The sequence below is a fragment of the Pseudalkalibacillus sp. R45 genome, from assembly GCF_052246725.1.
Lineage (GTDB): Bacteria > Bacillota > Bacilli > Bacillales > Fictibacillaceae > Pseudalkalibacillus.
Map to the genome: position 1 here is coordinate 12,694 of NZ_JBQQCL010000013.1, position 16,560 is coordinate 29,253.

Genomic DNA, 16,560 nt, shown 5'->3' on the forward strand with positions numbered 1-16,560 from the left:
AAGGCTTGGCTTTGCCAAGTTTTCTTTAGCGGGTGAGAGAATTGATGTTTAAGAAAATGATTCTATTTATATTAACGTTCAGTACTGTAGTGATTTTGGGAGCAGGAAGTTTTGCATGGCAATTCCTGACGTCTACTTCGTCAAGTATACATGAAGATATCGATATCGAAAGAAATTCCAAATTCGAAGAACACCATGAACAGATCAACCTCAAGAAAGGTGATCCGGTTTCCATACTCGTTATGGGGATTGATAAAGCAGCTGGTGAAAAGCGCGGGCGATCAGATTCGTTGATACTATTGACCATCAATCCTCAATCCAAATCAACGCACATGGTAAGTATCCCGCGTGATACCTACACCAAGGTAAAAGGTGCTGAAGATAAAATCAACTCCGCTTATCATGTTGGAGGGGCAGCGATGACGATTGCCTCTGTTGAAAATCTCTTAGATGTTCCGGTGGATTATTTTGTGAAGGTCAATATGAAAAGCTTTGTACAAATCGTCGATGCAGTTGGTGGCATCGAAGTTAATAATGACTTAGATTTCAATACTAATAATTCGACTTTCACTTATAAAAAGATGCACTTTCCAAATGGCCAATTAAGTTTGAACGGTGAAGAAGCGTTGATATATGCGCGGATGAGGAAACAAGATCCACGTGGGGATTTTGGCCGGCAAATCCGTCAACGTCAAGTGATTGAAGCAGTGATTGATAAAGGAGCGAATATATCTTCTATAACGAAGTTCGGTGAAATCGTAAAAGTTGTCGAACATAATGTCAAAACGAATATGACATTCAATGATATGTGGAAGGTCCAATCGAATTATAAAGGTGCTCGTGAAAATATAGAGCAGCACAAAATTGTCGGAGCAGACAAAAAAATAAAAGGTACCTATTTTTATGTGCCAGATCAAAAACAGCTTCGAAAAGTTACGAATGATCTGCAGAAGCATTTGGAGCTTGATTTATAACCCAATAAAGGGGGGACCATCCCCTCTTTTTATCTTCACTTCCTCAAGATCCATCTTTTATCAAAATGCTTCCATGTAAATACAAACCAATTTCCTTAAGACGAACCTATCAAACAGGGAGACTACGAAATCTATAAAAGAAATCAATAGGGGAAGGGTTTTGCTATGGATACGCTAATTTTTCTTGGAGTTATTCTAGTACTGATGTGTATGATCTTCGGACTGCTCGTATTTATTAAGAAAAAACATGTAGATTATGATGAAATGATTGAAGAGTTTCAAACAGAAGCAGTCGCAAGTTTGACTAAGGTGGAAAATGATCTTCTGCAAGAGAAAGACAAGGTGGCAGATAAGATCAAGGAAAGTTATGAAAGAAAAATAAAAGAATATAAAAAGTATGTACATACGGTAGAAAAGCTCTCTAGAACGACAAGTGAAGCGAATACTCATAATATATTGACCGAAATAAAGAAAGAATTGGTTGCTGATTATGCAATCAAATCGGCGCAAATGAAAATCTTGTCTAATGTTTTTTTGCCAAATAAGACAGCTAGCGGAGAAATTTACCCTGTAAAAATCGATCATATTGTAATAATGAGGACCGGAGTTTACATCATTGATACAAATGAATTTACTGGGGATGTATTGTATGGAGTAACAAAAGGAAAAGCAAAAGAATTATCACTCATTCTCGATCATCTTTTTCCAACAGAGGAAGTTAAGAGTGAAAAAACGATTGTTCTTAGGAAAGAAAGAGACAATATAAACGGATTGAATGTCACCCCAGTTGATGATCCGAAAAAGCATGTTATGACAGGAGCTGCTGCTCTCAATCATTTGCTTGAAAACCAACTAGGCCAGTTTTCAACCATACCTATCCTTTATTTTGATCATCATGAAAACAATTTTGTTAATTATTCACACTCTAAAACCCCTTTTGTGTTTGACGATAAACCAAAGCTTTATCAATTCTTTTTGAAACAATTAAAAGAAGGAAATAAGGTTCATTCAGAGTTTGAATTGGAAAAGATAAGAAATGTAATAGAAAGCCTTAGTATTGATTATTAAACGAACTCGACAGCAGGGGAATGAAAATCGCCATAAAATATGTCATTTTGACAAAGGACAAAGGTCTCAACCGTTTTCAGGGAGGGGCTTTTTTACATTTGGCTTTGTTAAATGATGATGTTGATTACTTCGAAATTCACTCCCTTGCCGGGGCACATGAATGCTATTTAAACCCATTAATATGATTGATACGAACTAAGCTTTAAAAGTTTTCTCGAAGTTTATAATAAAAAGACAAATGGAGAGGTTTAAATGGAGACTATTTTCTTTATTGCTATCATTCTCGTTTTGGTTTGTGTCGTAATTGGATTATTACTATTTGTGAAGAAGAAACATAAGGATTATGACGAAATGATGGAAGAATATCAAATGAAAGCGACTGCCAGCATTGCAGAAATCGAAAATAATTTTAAGAAAGAGAAGGAATCAGAGGTTGAGAACGTCAAGGAAAGTTATGAGTTAAAGATCAGTGACTATAAAGAGTATATCCATAGTGTCGAAAAATTCTCTCGAAGTTCGAGTGATATCCATACACATAAAATATTGACTGACCTTAAGAAAAAACTTGTTTCGAATGGAAAAATCGATTCATTGCAGATGTTGATGATGGCCAATGTGTTCATTCCATATAAAACAGCTGATGGAGAGCTGCAGTCAACGAAAATCGATCATCTGATTGTGATGAAGACAGGAATTTACCTTATCAATACGAAAAATTGGAAAGGGAAAATCCTATATGGAATTTCGAAAGAAAAAGCTAGGGAGTTCCCGTTTCTCCATGAAAATCTTTATTACTCAGAGGATAAGGAAACTGAAAAAACGATTATCTATTCGAATAGTGAGAGCCACCCTTCCGAGTTGAAGGTTCGTTCGGTCGATGAACCAACTAAACAGGTGATGATCGGTTATAAGACCATTAACGAGTTACTCGAAGAACATTATGGGACTATTCATATGACACCGATCCTCTACATCAACAATAATACTGATCTTATAAACTACTCATCAAATGTTGTTCCTCTTGTCTTTGATCAGATCGAACCGCTCTACGAATTTTTCGTTAAAGAAATAGATGGAAGAGCGGATTTATATTCTGTATCAGAAATAGAAGAAATTAAGAACCTCATTGAAAACGTTCATATCACAACTTAAAAGACGATCTTTTTTACAACAAATTTAGCGAGCCGACGCGATCATTGGCTTTCTAGCTTATTTAGCTGGTTTATGGAGAGTGAGTGTCGCGGATATCAACAATTAAAGAAAAAACAATAAAGTTTTTTATAAAAAGTCGAAAAAGAGGTTTTAATAGAATTAATAAAGGGTATGTACTATAAACCATGTCATTTTAGGGAGGGATAAAAATGCAAGTTGTAAAGTCGTTGGACCATAAGCCCAACAAAACAACCTATACATCCAATCCCAGAAAATCTAACAAAATTTTACTTAAACCAAACCATGGACCAAGAAAACCGGAATATAAACAAACATTTTTAAACCCACGATAGAAGAAGCGGCAACGAGCCTGCTTCTTTTTTTTGCCTTCTTAGGATTTTTGATACCATACAACCCTGTTAGTCATAAAATGGAACAATACGTCACAGGGGGCCGGAAAATGGATCAATATCGACAACTGCAATCCCAACAACCAAAATCAGTTCAAGAAGCGCAACAGCAGTTCTTGAAAAATGCAGCGCTAGCTGAGCATTATGAACGTCATAAGATGGCTTATGCAGGGAATTCCACAGCATACTATAAATACGCAGAGTTACAATATTTCCATAAATCACGGGCACTGTACTACAAAAGCTTCTTCTCCGCAACTTCATTACTATGATCTCGGTGCCAGGCACGACAATTTGGCCCTTCTGCCACAAGCGATCTCATTCGGTGCCTGGCACCGTTTGTAATCTCTTGCGGCTCAAGGGGTCTAAAACGGTGCCAGGCACCATCTTTATCATTTCTTTATAATGAGGTGGTAGGGTGTTTTTTTGAGAGGGGGTTTTCTAGTGGAAGATGTTTGGTTCATCGGTCCTTTGATGATCAAAGAGAAATGGATTTTGTATGTTGTAGCTGCGATTGTAAGCTACCTTGTGCTGAAAGTGTTGACGAAAGTGAAAGGAATAGACCCACGTGTCATAGAATCAGTTTGGAATGCTGCTATGGTGTTTCTAATTGTATGGAAAGGGAGCTATGCCGTTTTTTATCCACTCCAGACGGTGAAGAATCCAATTGCACTTCTTTATTTTACGGGTGGAGAGAAAGGGGTAGTACTCGGTTTCATCGCTGTATTGCTGTATTTATTTTTACGTTCAAAAAAAGAGGCATTGGCTTTTTCGCTCTATATTGATATGACGCTGCTCACTTTATTGACAGCGTTATGTACGTACACGCTTGGGAGACTAGTGCTCGACCAGCCGATTTCCATAGTATGGTGGTTCGAAATCATCTTGTACCTCATTCTGATAGCGTATTGGTTTATAAAATCCAATGCGGACAAGCTTTTATGGCCGGAGACCTTGATGTGGTTCAGTTTAGGGAATATAGCACTTTCATATTACAAACCGCAGATCCCCATTCTGCTTGGGTTATCATTCAGTCAATGGACATACATTGTTGTCAGCATCATAGCGATTATTATTTCTTATAAAGGCTTTTTAAAAGATAAATGATGAAGCGATATATGCATGATTCCTGCGGGTCAAAATAAATAAGTCCAACTTTATAAAATCTTAACACTTCCCGGATATGCTAAGGAAGACAAGGAGCGGAGGTGGCATAATATAGATGGAACAAGTGACAGTCCTCATCGCATTCACTGCAGGTGTAGTATCGTTCTTTTCCCCATGCGTTTTCCCATTGATTCCTGCCTATGTTGCATGTATCACTGGATCAACGATAGAGGATAATAAAATTTCAATCAATAAACGAGTCGTTTTTAGCCGATCGATTATGTTCATCATCGGTTTCAGTATCATTTTTGTACTGTTAGGGGCATCAGCCAGCCTCCTTGGCGAACTTTTCACCGATTTTCGTGATCTTTTCACAAAAATAGGCGGCCTGCTCATCATCGTCTTCGGTATGCAAATGGCGGGGATTTTAAAACTAAAGTTATTCATGAGTGAAAAGCGGATGCGCATGGATCATACAAAAGAAAAAAACAGCTGGCGTTCCCTGCTGATGGGGATGGTTTTCGCAGCAGGCTGGTCTCCTTGTATCGGACTCGCGTTATCGTCCATTCTTATTCTTGCAGGATCTTCCGGAACAATGATGACAGGTATTTTCATGCTGATCGTCTATTCACTCGGGATGGCAATTCCATTTTTACTGATTGCAATCATCATCACATACTCTCTGACGTTTACAAAAAGAATCAACAAATTGCTTCCAAAAATATCGCTGATCAGTGGTTGGATGTTGATGATATTAGGATTCCTGCTTTTCACAGGACAACTTCAAAAAATCAGTGCTTGGCTTACAGTCATATCAAGTACATAAAAGGGGGCATTTGAAAGATGGTAAAAAAGATCCTACCGATCGTGTTTTTGGCAGGGCTTGTCGCTTGGGGAATCTACGATCATTTCCAAACAAATGGCAGCGGTGCGCAGGAAAATGTCAGCAATGAGAATCAAAACACAGTATCATCCGATTCCGAAAACAAGGATGACAAGGATGATGCAAAAAAGGTAACCGGTATTAAACAAGGAAATATCGCTCCAGATTTCACTTTAGAAACAATGGATGGAGGATCTGTAAAGCTTTCAGACTTCAAAGGTAAAAATATCATCGTGAACTTCTGGGCTACATGGTGTCCACCGTGCCGTGCGGAAATGCCTGAGATGCAGGAGTATTATGAAGCTAATAAGGATAACAATTTTGTTATTTTAGCAGTCAATATGACAAAGACCGAAAAAAGCCAAATGGATGTCAAACAATTCGTAGAAGAAGATTTCGAGCTTACCTTTCCTGTTGTTATGGATTTGAAGCATGAAGTGACAAATACCTATGAAGTAACAGGTTATCCGACAAGCTACTTTATTGACAAAGAGGGTGTCATTCAATATAAAGTAGTAGGTGCAATGAACCAAGATGTCATAAAGAGGCAAATTGCTATGATGAATCAATGACAGGGTGGATCGTTTATGAATACAAAAGGGAAAACCATCTTAATAGTCGAAGATGATCCCAATATTCTTCAACTGATCAAACGTTATTTGGAAGTTGCGGGATATGAAGTATGGACTGCAGAAAATGGGGAGGAAGCTAGACGGATTTTTCAAGAGAGTGATCCGTGTTTCGTCCTGTTGGATTTGATGCTCCCTGGTGAGAGTGGGGAGTCCGTTTGCCGCTGGATCCGTGAAGACATGAAGAGTAACGCCCCGTTGATCATGGTCACGGCAAAGGTCAGCGAAACGGATAAGATCAACGGCTTAAGGATGGGAGCGGACGACTATATCACAAAGCCATTCAGTCCTAAAGAATTGGTTGCTAGAGTGGAAACAGTTCTCCGCCGGACTGAAAATCGATGCAGTAAACTCAGTTACCAGGGCATTACGTTAAAGCCTATCAAAATGGAAGTAAAAGTCGATGGAAAAGTGGTCGAGCTTACCCATCATGAATTTCAACTGCTCTATTATCTGATGAGACACCCCGGTCAGATTCTCTCTCGCAGCCAAATCATTGATGAATTGTATCCGAACCATGAAAAAATCGTTGGTGATCGGACGGTCGATGTGCATATCGGGAAACTGCGTGAGAAAATCGGTGTAGATAAGGAAGGTTTAATTGAAACGGTGAGAGGGGCGGGATATCAATTTGTGGCTTATTAATCGGATCAGCGGAAAAATGATTCACAAATGGGTCCTGCTGAATTTCTTCCTGACGTTGTTAGTGATCGTTCTGGTCGGATTTTCAATAAAAGAATTCGCCTGTTATCAATTCAATCAGTATGCAGAATCAGAAGCGCAGGCAAAACAATTCAGACAAACGATTGAAGCCTATCTGTTATACGCTGGGGTAGTAGCGCTGGTGCTGACGGTGGTCATACATCTCTTTTTTGCCAAAAAAATTCTTCAACCCTTGAAGTCATTATTCTTATCAGCCAAAAGAGGAGCGGAAAACAAAGGATCAATTGTCGTCGATTCAACGTCTCAAGATGAAATCAGCGAAATCTCGAATGAAGTGAACCGGATGTTGAAGAGGCTCCATCATTTACAGCAGCAACAAGACCAGATGGTCGGTGACCTCGCTCATGAATTAAGGACCCCTTTAACAACTCTGAAAGGATATTTAGAAGGGCTGGAAGAGGGTGTCTTTACAGAGGATGATTCCATGTATCGTTTGTTGAAGCAAGAATGTGGTCATATGATCAGTGTCGTTGAAAAATTGAATGAGCTTCAAAAGTGGGAAAGTGAACAAACAGAATTGAATCCAGAAAAAATCGAGATCAAAGAATGGATGCTTAATGAAATAAAAAAAATCGAAGTCATAGGGGAAGCTGGGATTGAAATGATGACAGACGTGGATCAAGCTGTTGTTGAAGTCGATGTACAAGCCCTTCGTACAATCATGAATCAGCTACTCGATAATGCCGCGAAATTCGACATCGGAGGGTTTATCCAACTAAAAGGGAAGGCTGACGATAATCAATACATCATCTCAATTTCCCATGATGGACAGCCAATCCCGGAAGATGAAGCTGATCGACTTTTCGAGCCTATGTATCGCCTGGACCAATCACGCCACCGATCAACAGGAGGCCCCGGACTTGGTCTCGCCATAGTGAAGCAAGTCGTACAAAAAATGAACGGCCAAGCCGGACTCCAAACCCATAACAACCACCACACATTCTGGATCACCATCCCACAATAACAACGGTGCCACTTCGGTGCCAGGCACGACAATTTGGCCCTTCTCCCCCAAGGGTTCCCAGCATGTGCCTGGCACCGTTTGTGAAGTCTTGCGGCTCAAGGGGTTTCAATCGGTGCCAGGCACCTGCAAGAGTGTTTCTTTTGTATACGCAATCGCTTCTAACGTTATCCCTGCTAGTTGTGCGTAACTACCGAAGGCTTGAATCTGTAATCCTTCTTCAGTCAAATCATTCAAAAGATACACTGCACCTATTGCCTCGATGATTGAACCGGTTGATTGTAAAGACGCACCCGAAGCAGCCAAGTCTGCATATTCCCGTTCGCTTTCGCTCAATGCGTATGCCTCTATTGATGCCCCGATCCCCTGGGTGGAATCACCTATTACAGCTTTAATAAGCGGGAAAGCCCACTCCTTTAGGGGTGGTATAATGGTGGATATAGGCACACAAAAAGAACCAAAACAACGGGAAGTCGAAGAACAAAAAACGAGGGGGGAAACATGTCACAGACGGTCACGGTCCAAGTGAAACTGTTGCCTAATCAAAATCAATGTGATTTAATGAGTCGCTCGAGCACCACGTATATTGCAACCATTAATGCGCTTGTAGCGGAAATGATACAAGCGAAAGAATCAACCCGTAAAACCTCCAAACATGTAAATGCTCCTCTCCCCAGTGCTGTCAAAAACCAGGCAATCCGGGATGCGAAAAGTGTCTTTCGGAAAGTAAAGAAAACCCGTTATAAAATTATCCCCATCTTAAAGAAACCCTGCATCCTATGGAACAATCAGAACTACACGTTTGATGAGGGATCCGTTTCAGTACCATTGATGGTAGACGGAAAATCCAAGCGTATCCGCATTAACGCTACCTTCACGCAAGACACCCTCACTAAACTTACTTCCTACAAACGCGGAACCCTCCGCATCACGAAAAAAGCACACAAATGGATCGCTCAGTTCTCGATAGAGATCCCGACCCAACAAAACACAGGCACCAGAACTATGGGTGTCGATCTCGGTCTGAAAGTCCCGGCTGTTACGGTCACTGAAGACGAGAAGACCCGGTTTTTTGGCAACGGAAGGCGAAACAAGTATGTTCGTCGGAGATTCAAATCCAACCGACAAAAGCTCGGAAGAAAGAAAAAGCTCACTGCCATCAAAAAGCTAAATAATAAAGAGCAACGCTGGATGAAGGACCAGGCCCATAAGGTGAGTCGGCAAATTGTCGATTTCGCAGTCAAACATAATGTGTCAATTATACGATTAGAAAAGTTGGCAAACATTCTGCTTGTAATGAGTTTCCTGCAGCTTCTATCGCATTTCCAATCATAACAAGACAATTCCCGTTGAAATCCTCTTCATCATTCTCCAAAACAAGGAGAGTCTCTCTTGATGCGGCAATAGCTGTTCCTATTACTTGTATCCATGCTCCAGTCACTTCAAGTAAATCGGGCATACATAGAATTGGCTCCCTGTCGTACAGTTCTTCTATACTATATCCGTTTTACGAAGCAGAGGTTCGAAATTTGAAGGAAATGGTAATGGTGCATCGAATTGTTATTTGAAGAAATGATTCGTTAAAGGAGTTGAAAAAAATGAATGAAGGCATCGAAACAAAAGCTTCAATGCCAAGTATTGTCGAAAAGGCTGAATTAAAGTTGGTCGGTATGTCATGTTCAACGACAATGGCGGAACGTCACGAGAAAATTCCTGTAATGGTAAGTGATTTCTATGAAAACCACATCCATAAGATTAAGAACCGCATCAATGAACCTGTCTCCTACGGAGTTTTTGTCGATCCTCCAAATTGGAATCCAGATACGGAAGAATTCACGTGGATAGCGGCGGTTGAAGTGAGCGACTTCGACACCATTCCCGAGGAAATGATTTCGAAAGTCATTCCAGCAAGGAAATACGCCACTCTTCGATTTGATCCAACAACTGACAACTTTGATCCTTATCCCTATCTGCATCAATGGATCCAGAACGAAGGTTTAAAGAAAATCGACAACTTCGGCTTTGAACTTTTCCTTCCTTTTAAAGGCGTGGATTCAGAGTTCACCCTGCATCTACCCGTGAAATAAGAAAGAAAACGCCTCTCTATAGGCGTTTTTTTGATTCGCTCAAAAAATAGTAGATAGGCAGTTTTGAATGCTTGACACGAAACCAAAAGGTTTCTTATAATCTATGTGACACCAAAAGGTTTCTTTTTAGGAGGTAATGAAATGACAGTAGAGACAATTAAGCAATCATCTGTATTCAATGCACCCATCCAAAAGGTTTGGGAAGCAGTAGCAACTTCCGAGGGAATAGCCGAGTGGTTCATGCCAAACGATTTTAAAGCTGAACTCGGACATGAATTTTCTTTGCATTCCCCGTATGGAATCTCACCTTGTAAAGTGACAGAACTCAATCCGCCGAATCGCCTTAGTTTCTCATGGGGAAAGGATTGGCATGTCACTTTCGAACTCAAAGATTTAGAAGGGAAAACCGAGTTCACTTTGATCCATGCCGGTTGGGACGAAACGAAAGTCACGGAAACTGGTGACACGCATGCTGATGTCAGAGAACGAATGGATCATGGTTGGAGAGAGGCGGTACTTCCGAGACTTAAAGAATATGTTGAGGTGTAAAGTGACATGGCAGCAGCTCCTAAACACGATGTCTTTCAAGCAGTAGCTGATCCGACAAGACGAGAGTTATTGAAGCTTCTTGCACAGAATGATCGGGCTCTCCACGAATTGACTGAGCACTTTGACATGACTCGTACAGCGGTTTCAAAGCATTTGCGGATTCTTTCGGAAGCAAACCTGGTAAGTGGAAGGAAATCGGGGAGGAATAAAATCTATCAATTACACCCCGAACCATTAAAAGAAGTGAAGGATTGGCTTGCTTATTATGAAAAGTTCTGGGAAAACAAACTCAGTATGCTCAAGCATTATGTTGAAAATGATGAATCAGATTCGAATTCTTAATGGAGTGGAAACGGGGGATAGGGATGCTTAAAGGGGATAAGATCTATCTTAAACCAATTCAATCAAATGAAGTCGAGGCACTACACGATTTAAACGTCAGGAACAGCGATTTCTTCCAACAATTTTCGATGAGCCGGAGTGAAGATTATTACACAGTAGATGGGCAAAAGGAGCGAATACGTCAATTCAATGAGAATAGGGAGAAGGACCTTGGCTATCATTTCGGAGTCTACAGGAATGATGAGGATGTTTTAATCGGAACCATTGATTTATTCCAAGTGTTACGGGGTTCTCTTCAAGGTGCTTTTGTTGGCTATTTCCTTGACAAGGAACATAATGGCATGGGATATATGACAGAAGCGGTGAAATTGATTGTCAAGTATGCATTTGACGAATTAAACCTGCATCGGATCGAAGCGGGAGTAATGCCGCACAACATCGGTTCAATCCGTGTACTCGAGAAATCCGGTTTCCATAAAGAAGGCATAGCCAGAAAAAATGTGAAAATCAATGGGAAGTGGGAAGATCATCAAGTATTGGCAATCATCAACCCCAACGATTAAAAGTGCAGCCTTATACATGGCTGCACTTTTTCCACATATCATGTTCACGGCTTCAACACGACTTTGATATTTCCATCCTCTTTTTTATCAAAAATGTCATAGCCTTTGGCCGCGTCTTCTAATGGAATCTTATGCGTGATGATATCCGTTGGATCGAAGGTTTTGTCTTCAATCATTTCATACAATTTCGGCATCAGATGGATGACAGGTGCTTGTCCCATCTTCAATGAAACATTTCTGCTGAAAAAGTCGCCTAGCGGGAAGTTGTTGGCTTCTGTACCGTATACACCTGTCAATTGCACAGTACCGAACTTTCTAACCGACTCAGAGGCTGTGACAATCGGGCTTATTGTTCCAAATTGATTATCCCGATCAGATCCGAATTCCTTGTTTGGTGGTACGGTGCCATCCATACCAACACAATCGATGACCACATCAGCTCCGCCTTCTGTTTTTTCGTGCAATAGAGAACCGATTTCCTCGTGTTCTTTGAAGTTATAGGTTTCGACTTGGTTGGTTTTTCGGGCATGTTCGAGTCGATGATCGACTTGATCGACCGCTATAACCCTTTTTGCGCCTTTCAACCAGGCGAATTTCTGAGTCATCAACCCGATTGGGCCGCTTCCCAGAACGACTACCGTGTCTCCCTTTTTTACCCCACTATGTTCGACACTCCAGTAGGAGGTTGGGATGACATCGGATAGAAATAAGACACTTTCATCATCCAGTTCACTTGATTCAGGAACTTTGAATGAAGTGAAGTCGGCATAGGGAACTCTCAAGTACTCAGCTTGACCGCCAGGAAAATTCCCGAACAGTTCAGTGAAACCGAATAGACCGCCTGGTTCCCCATGGGGATTCGAGTTGTCACATTGACTTTCCATCTGATTATTACAGAAGAAGCAATCTCCGCAACCGATATTGAAAGGGATGACAACTCGGTCTCCTTTTTTCAATCTGGTAACCTCAGATCCTACTTCTTCTACAATTCCCATCGGCTCGTGGCCGACAACATAGTCTTGTTCGGGCTCTATTCCACCTTTATAAAGATGAAGGTCGGATCCGCAAATTCCGCTTGCTGTTATTCTGACAATCATATCCGTATTTTCTTGGATAGTCGGATCTTCTACTTTTTTGACTTGCATCTTCTCTTTTCCTTGAAAAGTTACAGCCTGCATTTTTCCACCATCCTCTATTAAAAAGGTTAGTAATTCTATTTCCGTATAGTAGTAGGGATAAACTAGATATACTTCGAAGCCTTTATAACTCCTACATTTGTACCAGAAAGGGGGGCTAAGGCAAAGGTGAGGGAAATTCTCGAAAGATCAACATTAAATAGATCCAAACAAAAAAACGTGCAACCCCTAGGGCTGCACGTTCTGTTTTTCCATTACTCTTCAATTTTGAAGTATTTTTCAATGTCATCTAATGTGAGGTTCGCTGCTTTTACACCGCCGGCAGTGTTCCAAATTGCGTCGCTCACCCGGTGTGCGTTGCCTTCTTTTACAACATCAAGGTTCTTCCATAGCTTGTCATTTGTCCATTCTTCTTCTGTTTTTGAAGCTTCTTTATCACCGGTTTCATAAGTAAAGTAGAAGAGGATGTCACCTTCCATATCCGGAATACGTTCTTTCGTCACTTCTTCTGCAAAATCAGATTTGTTTTGTGACTCAGGACGTTTGAAACCGATTTGCTCCAGGATAACGCCAGAGAATGAATCCTTGAAATAAATACGTGAATTTCCTGCCAAGAAACGGACTACGGAAACCTCTTGATTGACCTTGTCGCCAAGCTTTGATTTGATATCTTCAATACGTTGGTCGAAATCAGCCAACACTTTTTTACCTTCTTCTTGTTTATTCAGTGCCTTTGCATAAAGCTTGAAATTGATTTTCCAGTCTCCACGTAATTGCTCGGAGAATACTGTTGGTGCAATATCGTTCAATTGATCATAAAACTTTTCCTGACGCATTTTGTTCCCGATGATTAGATCAGGATTCAATGATGCGATCTTTTCAAGGTTGATATCGCTTTCTGTACCGACGACTTCTACACCTTCCATGTCATCAGCAATGTGATCATACCAAGGATCACCAAGCCAGGACTGGACAGCACCTACTGGCTTCACGCCCATAGAAAGTAGTGCTTCTGTCCCTTCGTTTGTAAGGATGACGACTCTTTCAGGTTTTTCTGGGACTTTCGTTTTTCCCATAGCATGTTCTACGGTAATCGTAGACTTCGATTTATCTCCGTCTTTCTTTTCTTCAGATCCTTCTCCAGATCCGCCTCCGCATGCTGCTAGTGCAACAACGAATGTTAACATAAGTGCAAATAAGCTGAAACCTTTCCATTTTTGCATATGTAATATCCTCCCGAATGTTTTATTGATAATGAATCTCATTCACAATTAGTAGTTTATAACTGTTTTTCCTCCTTGTCAATAAGAAATTGATAATGATTATCATTGACAGTTAAGCCCAGCAAGAATAGACTTAAATAGGAAACGTTTAAAAAGAAGGCTGTTTCGCAAACTTTGTTGCTCTTGCACTTAAAGAAAGTATAAAATACTTTCTTCAGTATAAGGGCAACTAAGGCTCGACCTACAAAAGGCTTGGTCTCGCCAAGTTTTCTTTAAAAGTCGTTGATTTCCGCTTCAGGTGCTCGCTTTCCGCGGGGCGTGCGGTTAGCCCACTTGTCGCTTTGCGACCTCAGGAGTCTCCTTATCAATGAAGCATTTGTGCTCCTGCGTCTACAAGAAAGTCCTGTCGAAGCGAGCTTCCTCGTCGCATGCCTTGCGAGGAGATTATTCAGGTAGTAGGCACGCTGATCCCGCAGGACAAGGAAAGCTTCGGCAGCGTTCCATCGCACGAAAAAAATGCGATTTTCATTTTCGAGGAGTCTCGCACCTTACTCTCCAATCAACTTGCACAAGGTGGTTCATTACCAAAATGACCCAAAAGCAACTATCTTTAAGAAAAGAGTTAAAAAGAAAGGTTTATACATATGAGGGAACTTTTAAATACAAATGTGAAAAAGTTGATCGGTCTCCTTGCAGGGATCTTCTTAGTCGTCTTTTTCATCGGGTGCAGTGTCGTTTACGGTTATACTAGCGTTAATTGGGGGATGGTCATCCATTCCTTCACCCAGTTTGATGGCTCCAATGAACATATCATCATACAGGAAAGCCGTGTGCCGCGGGCGCTCATCGGCGCTGCAGTCGGTGCAAGTCTGGCGATAGCAGGGGCGTTGATGCAGGGGATTACAAGGAATCCCTTGGCATCACCGAGTATATTCGGTATCAATGCTGGAGCTGGTTTTTTCATCGTTGTTGCCGTCACATTCTTTTCCATATCATCAATCCATCAATTTGCGTGGATCGCTTTCTTTGGTGCGATGGTCACTTCTTTAATTGTTTATTTACTTGGCTCATTAGGAAGAGACGGACTTACACCTGTAAAATTGACGCTGGCTGGTGCGGCGATGGCAGCGATGTTCGCTTCCATGACACAGGGCATGCTTGCATTGGACGAAAAAGCGTTGGAGGAAGTTCTGTTTTGGCTGACCGGTTCCATTGAGGGACGTAAGCTCGGCATCCTGACGGCAATGCTGCCGTACCTTATCATTGGCTGGCTAGGATCCTTGTTGATTACTGGGCAGATGAATACACTTTCGATGGGGGACGATGTGGCAGCGGGACTTGGTCAAAATACGACCCTTATCAAGATCAGTGCAGCAGTTGTCATCGTATTGCTTGCGGGTTCTGCCGTCGCGATAGCAGGACCAATCGGCTTCATCGGCATCGTTATTCCCCATATTGCAAGAGGGCTTGTTGGCATCAATTACAAATGGATCATTCCTTACAGCGGATTGTTAGGGGCTATATTACTGTTGCTCGCTGATATTGCTGCACGGTATGTCATCATGCCGAAGGAAGTACCTGTCGGAGTTATGACTGCACTTATTGGTACGCCATTCTTCATCTACATCGCAAGAAGGGGGTTGAATAGACTGTGAGTAAATACCACCCCTTACGTACGAAATGGATGTCCTTTTTAATAGATAAAAAAGCAGTCTTATACATCATGTTGTTGACTGTCCTCACACTGGTGCTTTTGGTCATCAGTGTCGGCACAGGGCAGATGCAGATCCATCCAGTTGATGTAGTAAAGACGTTACTCGGGATGGGGGACTCGATGAATGAACTTGTCATCAAGTCTTTCCGGCTGCCGCGGATTTTATTGGCGCTGATTGCTGGAATGGCGTTAGCCGTATCTGGAGCGATTTTACAAGGGATTATCCGGAATCCGCTTGCTTCCCCCGATATCATAGGGATCACAGGGGGAGCTTCATTAGCTGCGGTCACGTTCTTAACAGTGTTCAGCGGGCGAGGCAACGCTTTGACCGTGAGTATCCACTGGATGCCGGTCGCTGCATTTATCGGGGCGACATTACTAGGTTTCCTTGTCTATATTTTTTCATGGAAAAATGGCGTCAATCCTGTACGCCTTGTACTGATTGGCATCGGTCTTGCAGCAGCGATGCAGGCACTTACGAACATGATGATCCTATTCGGACCGTTGTATTTGGCCACTCAGGCTCAAATCTGGATAACCGGTAGTGTGAATGGCGCAAACTGGAATCAGGTGAAGACATTAACACCGTGGATTCTCATCTTCCTGTTATTCGTTTGGATGTATGCACGTAGGTTGAACGTACAAGAGCTTGGGGAAGACCTTGCAAGAGGGTTTGGAAGTGTTGTACAAAAGGACCGCCTAATCCTATTGCTTTTCAGTACAGCGCTTGCTGGCGGTGCGGTGGCTTTCGTCGGGGGCGTCGGATTTGTCGGTTTGATGGCGCCACACATTGCGCGAAGACTTGTAGGATCTTCATTTGGAGCATTGATTCCAGCTTCCGCATTAGTAGGAGCACTGCTCGTGATGGGTGCGGATTTGATTGCACGAACCGCCTTCGCACCATTGGAAGTACCTGCCGGTGTTTTCACGGCGGCATTAGGTGCACCATATTTCATCTACTTGCTCTATCGTTCAAGGCATCAATAGCAAAAGGCTGCGGAAGGCGAGTATATTTCCAAAAACAGCATTAAGCGAAAAG

Annotated in this window: 20 protein-coding genes and 1 pseudogene; 17 read left to right on the top strand and 4 right to left on the bottom strand. The window is 41.7% G+C overall.

All coding sequences use genetic code 11. The features are described 5' to 3' along the window. Positions 1–44: 44 nt before the first annotated feature. The 9 genes from ACTWQL_RS18310 (at position 45) to ACTWQL_RS18350 (ending at position 7,910) form a co-directional block, all read left to right on the top strand. Positions 45–974 (top strand): LCP family glycopolymer transferase, encoded by a 930-nt coding sequence (locus tag ACTWQL_RS18310; RefSeq protein WP_443143867.1) that lies wholly within the window; start codon positions 45–47, stop codon positions 972–974. Between the two features lie 165 nt (positions 975–1,139). Beyond that, on the top strand, positions 1,140–2,042 hold the full coding sequence (locus tag ACTWQL_RS18315; protein ID WP_443143868.1) for a nuclease-related domain-containing protein: 903 nt from the start codon (positions 1,140–1,142) through the stop codon (positions 2,040–2,042). A gap of 252 nt (positions 2,043–2,294) precedes the next feature. After that, a complete protein-coding gene (locus ACTWQL_RS18320) occupies positions 2,295–3,194 on the top strand; it encodes a nuclease-related domain-containing protein (protein WP_443143869.1) in 900 nt (299 codons plus the stop codon). A gap of 460 nt (positions 3,195–3,654) precedes the next feature. Further along, complete coding sequence (locus tag ACTWQL_RS18325) at positions 3,655–3,876, top strand: hypothetical protein (RefSeq protein WP_443143870.1); 222 nt, start codon at positions 3,655–3,657, stop codon at positions 3,874–3,876. Between the two features lie 172 nt (positions 3,877–4,048). Beyond that, positions 4,049–4,711 (top strand): hypothetical protein, encoded by a 663-nt coding sequence (locus ACTWQL_RS18330; protein WP_443143871.1) that lies wholly within the window; start codon positions 4,049–4,051, stop codon positions 4,709–4,711. A 115-nt stretch (positions 4,712–4,826) separates the two neighbouring features. Beyond that, positions 4,827–5,537 (top strand): cytochrome c biogenesis CcdA family protein, encoded by a 711-nt coding sequence (locus ACTWQL_RS18335; RefSeq protein WP_443143872.1) that lies wholly within the window; start codon positions 4,827–4,829, stop codon positions 5,535–5,537. 17 nt (positions 5,538–5,554) lie between these two features. Continuing rightward, a complete protein-coding gene (locus tag ACTWQL_RS18340) occupies positions 5,555–6,166 on the top strand; it encodes a peroxiredoxin family protein (protein WP_443143873.1) in 612 nt (203 codons plus the stop codon). Between the two features lie 15 nt (positions 6,167–6,181). After that, a complete protein-coding gene (locus tag ACTWQL_RS18345; protein WP_443143874.1) occupies positions 6,182–6,868 on the top strand; it encodes a response regulator transcription factor in 687 nt (228 codons plus the stop codon). 16 nt (positions 6,869–6,884) lie between these two features. Continuing rightward, positions 6,885–7,910 (top strand): sensor histidine kinase, encoded by a 1,026-nt coding sequence (locus ACTWQL_RS18350; protein ID WP_443143875.1) that lies wholly within the window; start codon positions 6,885–6,887, stop codon positions 7,908–7,910. A 105-nt stretch (positions 7,911–8,015) separates the two neighbouring features. Here ACTWQL_RS18350 and ACTWQL_RS18355 read toward each other — a convergent pair whose 3' ends face one another. Next, the gene (locus ACTWQL_RS18355; protein WP_443143876.1) at positions 8,016–8,354 is read right to left on the bottom strand and encodes a DUF6944 family repetitive protein; all 339 of its coding nucleotides are present in this window, start codon (positions 8,352–8,354) and stop codon (positions 8,016–8,018) included. Between the two features lie 54 nt (positions 8,355–8,408). Here ACTWQL_RS18355 and ACTWQL_RS18360 point away from each other — a divergent pair. After that, a pseudogene (locus tag ACTWQL_RS18360) lies at positions 8,409–9,194 on the top strand (transposase); the annotation flags it as partial. Here ACTWQL_RS18360 and ACTWQL_RS18365 read toward each other — a convergent pair. Then, entirely contained in the window at positions 9,166–9,366 is a 201-nt protein-coding gene (locus tag ACTWQL_RS18365) for a DUF6944 family repetitive protein (RefSeq protein ID WP_443143877.1), read from the bottom strand. The pseudogene ACTWQL_RS18360 and the gene ACTWQL_RS18365 sit on opposite strands and share 29 nt — an antisense overlap. Positions 9,367–9,505: 139 nt before the next feature. On the opposite strand from ACTWQL_RS18365, the gene ACTWQL_RS18370 reads away from it, so the two are divergent. The 4 genes from ACTWQL_RS18370 (at position 9,506) to ACTWQL_RS18385 (ending at position 11,448) form a co-directional block, all read left to right on the top strand. Next, a complete protein-coding gene (locus ACTWQL_RS18370) occupies positions 9,506–9,994 on the top strand; it encodes a GyrI-like domain-containing protein (RefSeq protein WP_443143878.1) in 489 nt (162 codons plus the stop codon). A gap of 141 nt (positions 9,995–10,135) precedes the next feature. Further along, on the top strand, positions 10,136–10,543 hold the full coding sequence (locus ACTWQL_RS18375) for an SRPBCC family protein (RefSeq protein WP_221569063.1): 408 nt from the start codon (positions 10,136–10,138) through the stop codon (positions 10,541–10,543). A gap of 6 nt (positions 10,544–10,549) precedes the next feature. Then, positions 10,550–10,885, top strand: coding sequence for an ArsR/SmtB family transcription factor (locus tag ACTWQL_RS18380; protein ID WP_443143879.1), 336 nt, complete (start codon positions 10,550–10,552; stop codon positions 10,883–10,885). 23 nt (positions 10,886–10,908) lie between these two features. Further along, positions 10,909–11,448 (top strand): GNAT family N-acetyltransferase, encoded by a 540-nt coding sequence (locus ACTWQL_RS18385; RefSeq protein WP_443143880.1) that lies wholly within the window; start codon positions 10,909–10,911, stop codon positions 11,446–11,448. 44 nt (positions 11,449–11,492) lie between these two features. On the opposite strand, the gene ACTWQL_RS18390 is transcribed toward ACTWQL_RS18385, so the two are convergent. Both ACTWQL_RS18390 and ACTWQL_RS18395 read right to left on the bottom strand, forming a co-directional pair. Next, positions 11,493–12,626, bottom strand: coding sequence for a zinc-dependent alcohol dehydrogenase (locus ACTWQL_RS18390; protein WP_443143881.1), 1,134 nt, complete (start codon positions 12,624–12,626; stop codon positions 11,493–11,495). Between the two features lie 212 nt (positions 12,627–12,838). Next, positions 12,839–13,807, bottom strand: a complete 969-nt coding sequence (locus ACTWQL_RS18395) for an ABC transporter substrate-binding protein (RefSeq protein WP_443143882.1) — start codon at positions 13,805–13,807, stop codon at positions 12,839–12,841. 428 nt (positions 13,808–14,235) lie between these two features. Here ACTWQL_RS18395 and ACTWQL_RS18400 point away from each other — a divergent pair, with 428 nt between their 5' ends. Genes ACTWQL_RS18400 through ACTWQL_RS18410 form a run of 3 tightly spaced genes read left to right on the top strand, consistent with a single transcriptional unit; the run spans position 14,236 to position 16,508 of the window. Continuing rightward, positions 14,236–14,400: a hypothetical protein gene (locus ACTWQL_RS18400; RefSeq protein ID WP_443143883.1), complete on the top strand. Its 165-nt coding sequence runs from the start codon at positions 14,236–14,238 to the stop codon at positions 14,398–14,400. Positions 14,401–14,451: 51 nt separating this feature from the next. Beyond that, complete coding sequence (locus tag ACTWQL_RS18405; RefSeq protein ID WP_443143884.1) at positions 14,452–15,462, top strand: FecCD family ABC transporter permease; 1,011 nt, start codon at positions 14,452–14,454, stop codon at positions 15,460–15,462. Then, the gene (locus ACTWQL_RS18410; RefSeq protein ID WP_443143885.1) at positions 15,459–16,508 is read left to right on the top strand and encodes a FecCD family ABC transporter permease; all 1,050 of its coding nucleotides are present in this window, start codon (positions 15,459–15,461) and stop codon (positions 16,506–16,508) included. The genes ACTWQL_RS18405 and ACTWQL_RS18410 overlap by 4 nt, the downstream gene beginning before the upstream one ends. The last annotated feature ends 52 nt before the right edge of the window (positions 16,509–16,560 follow it).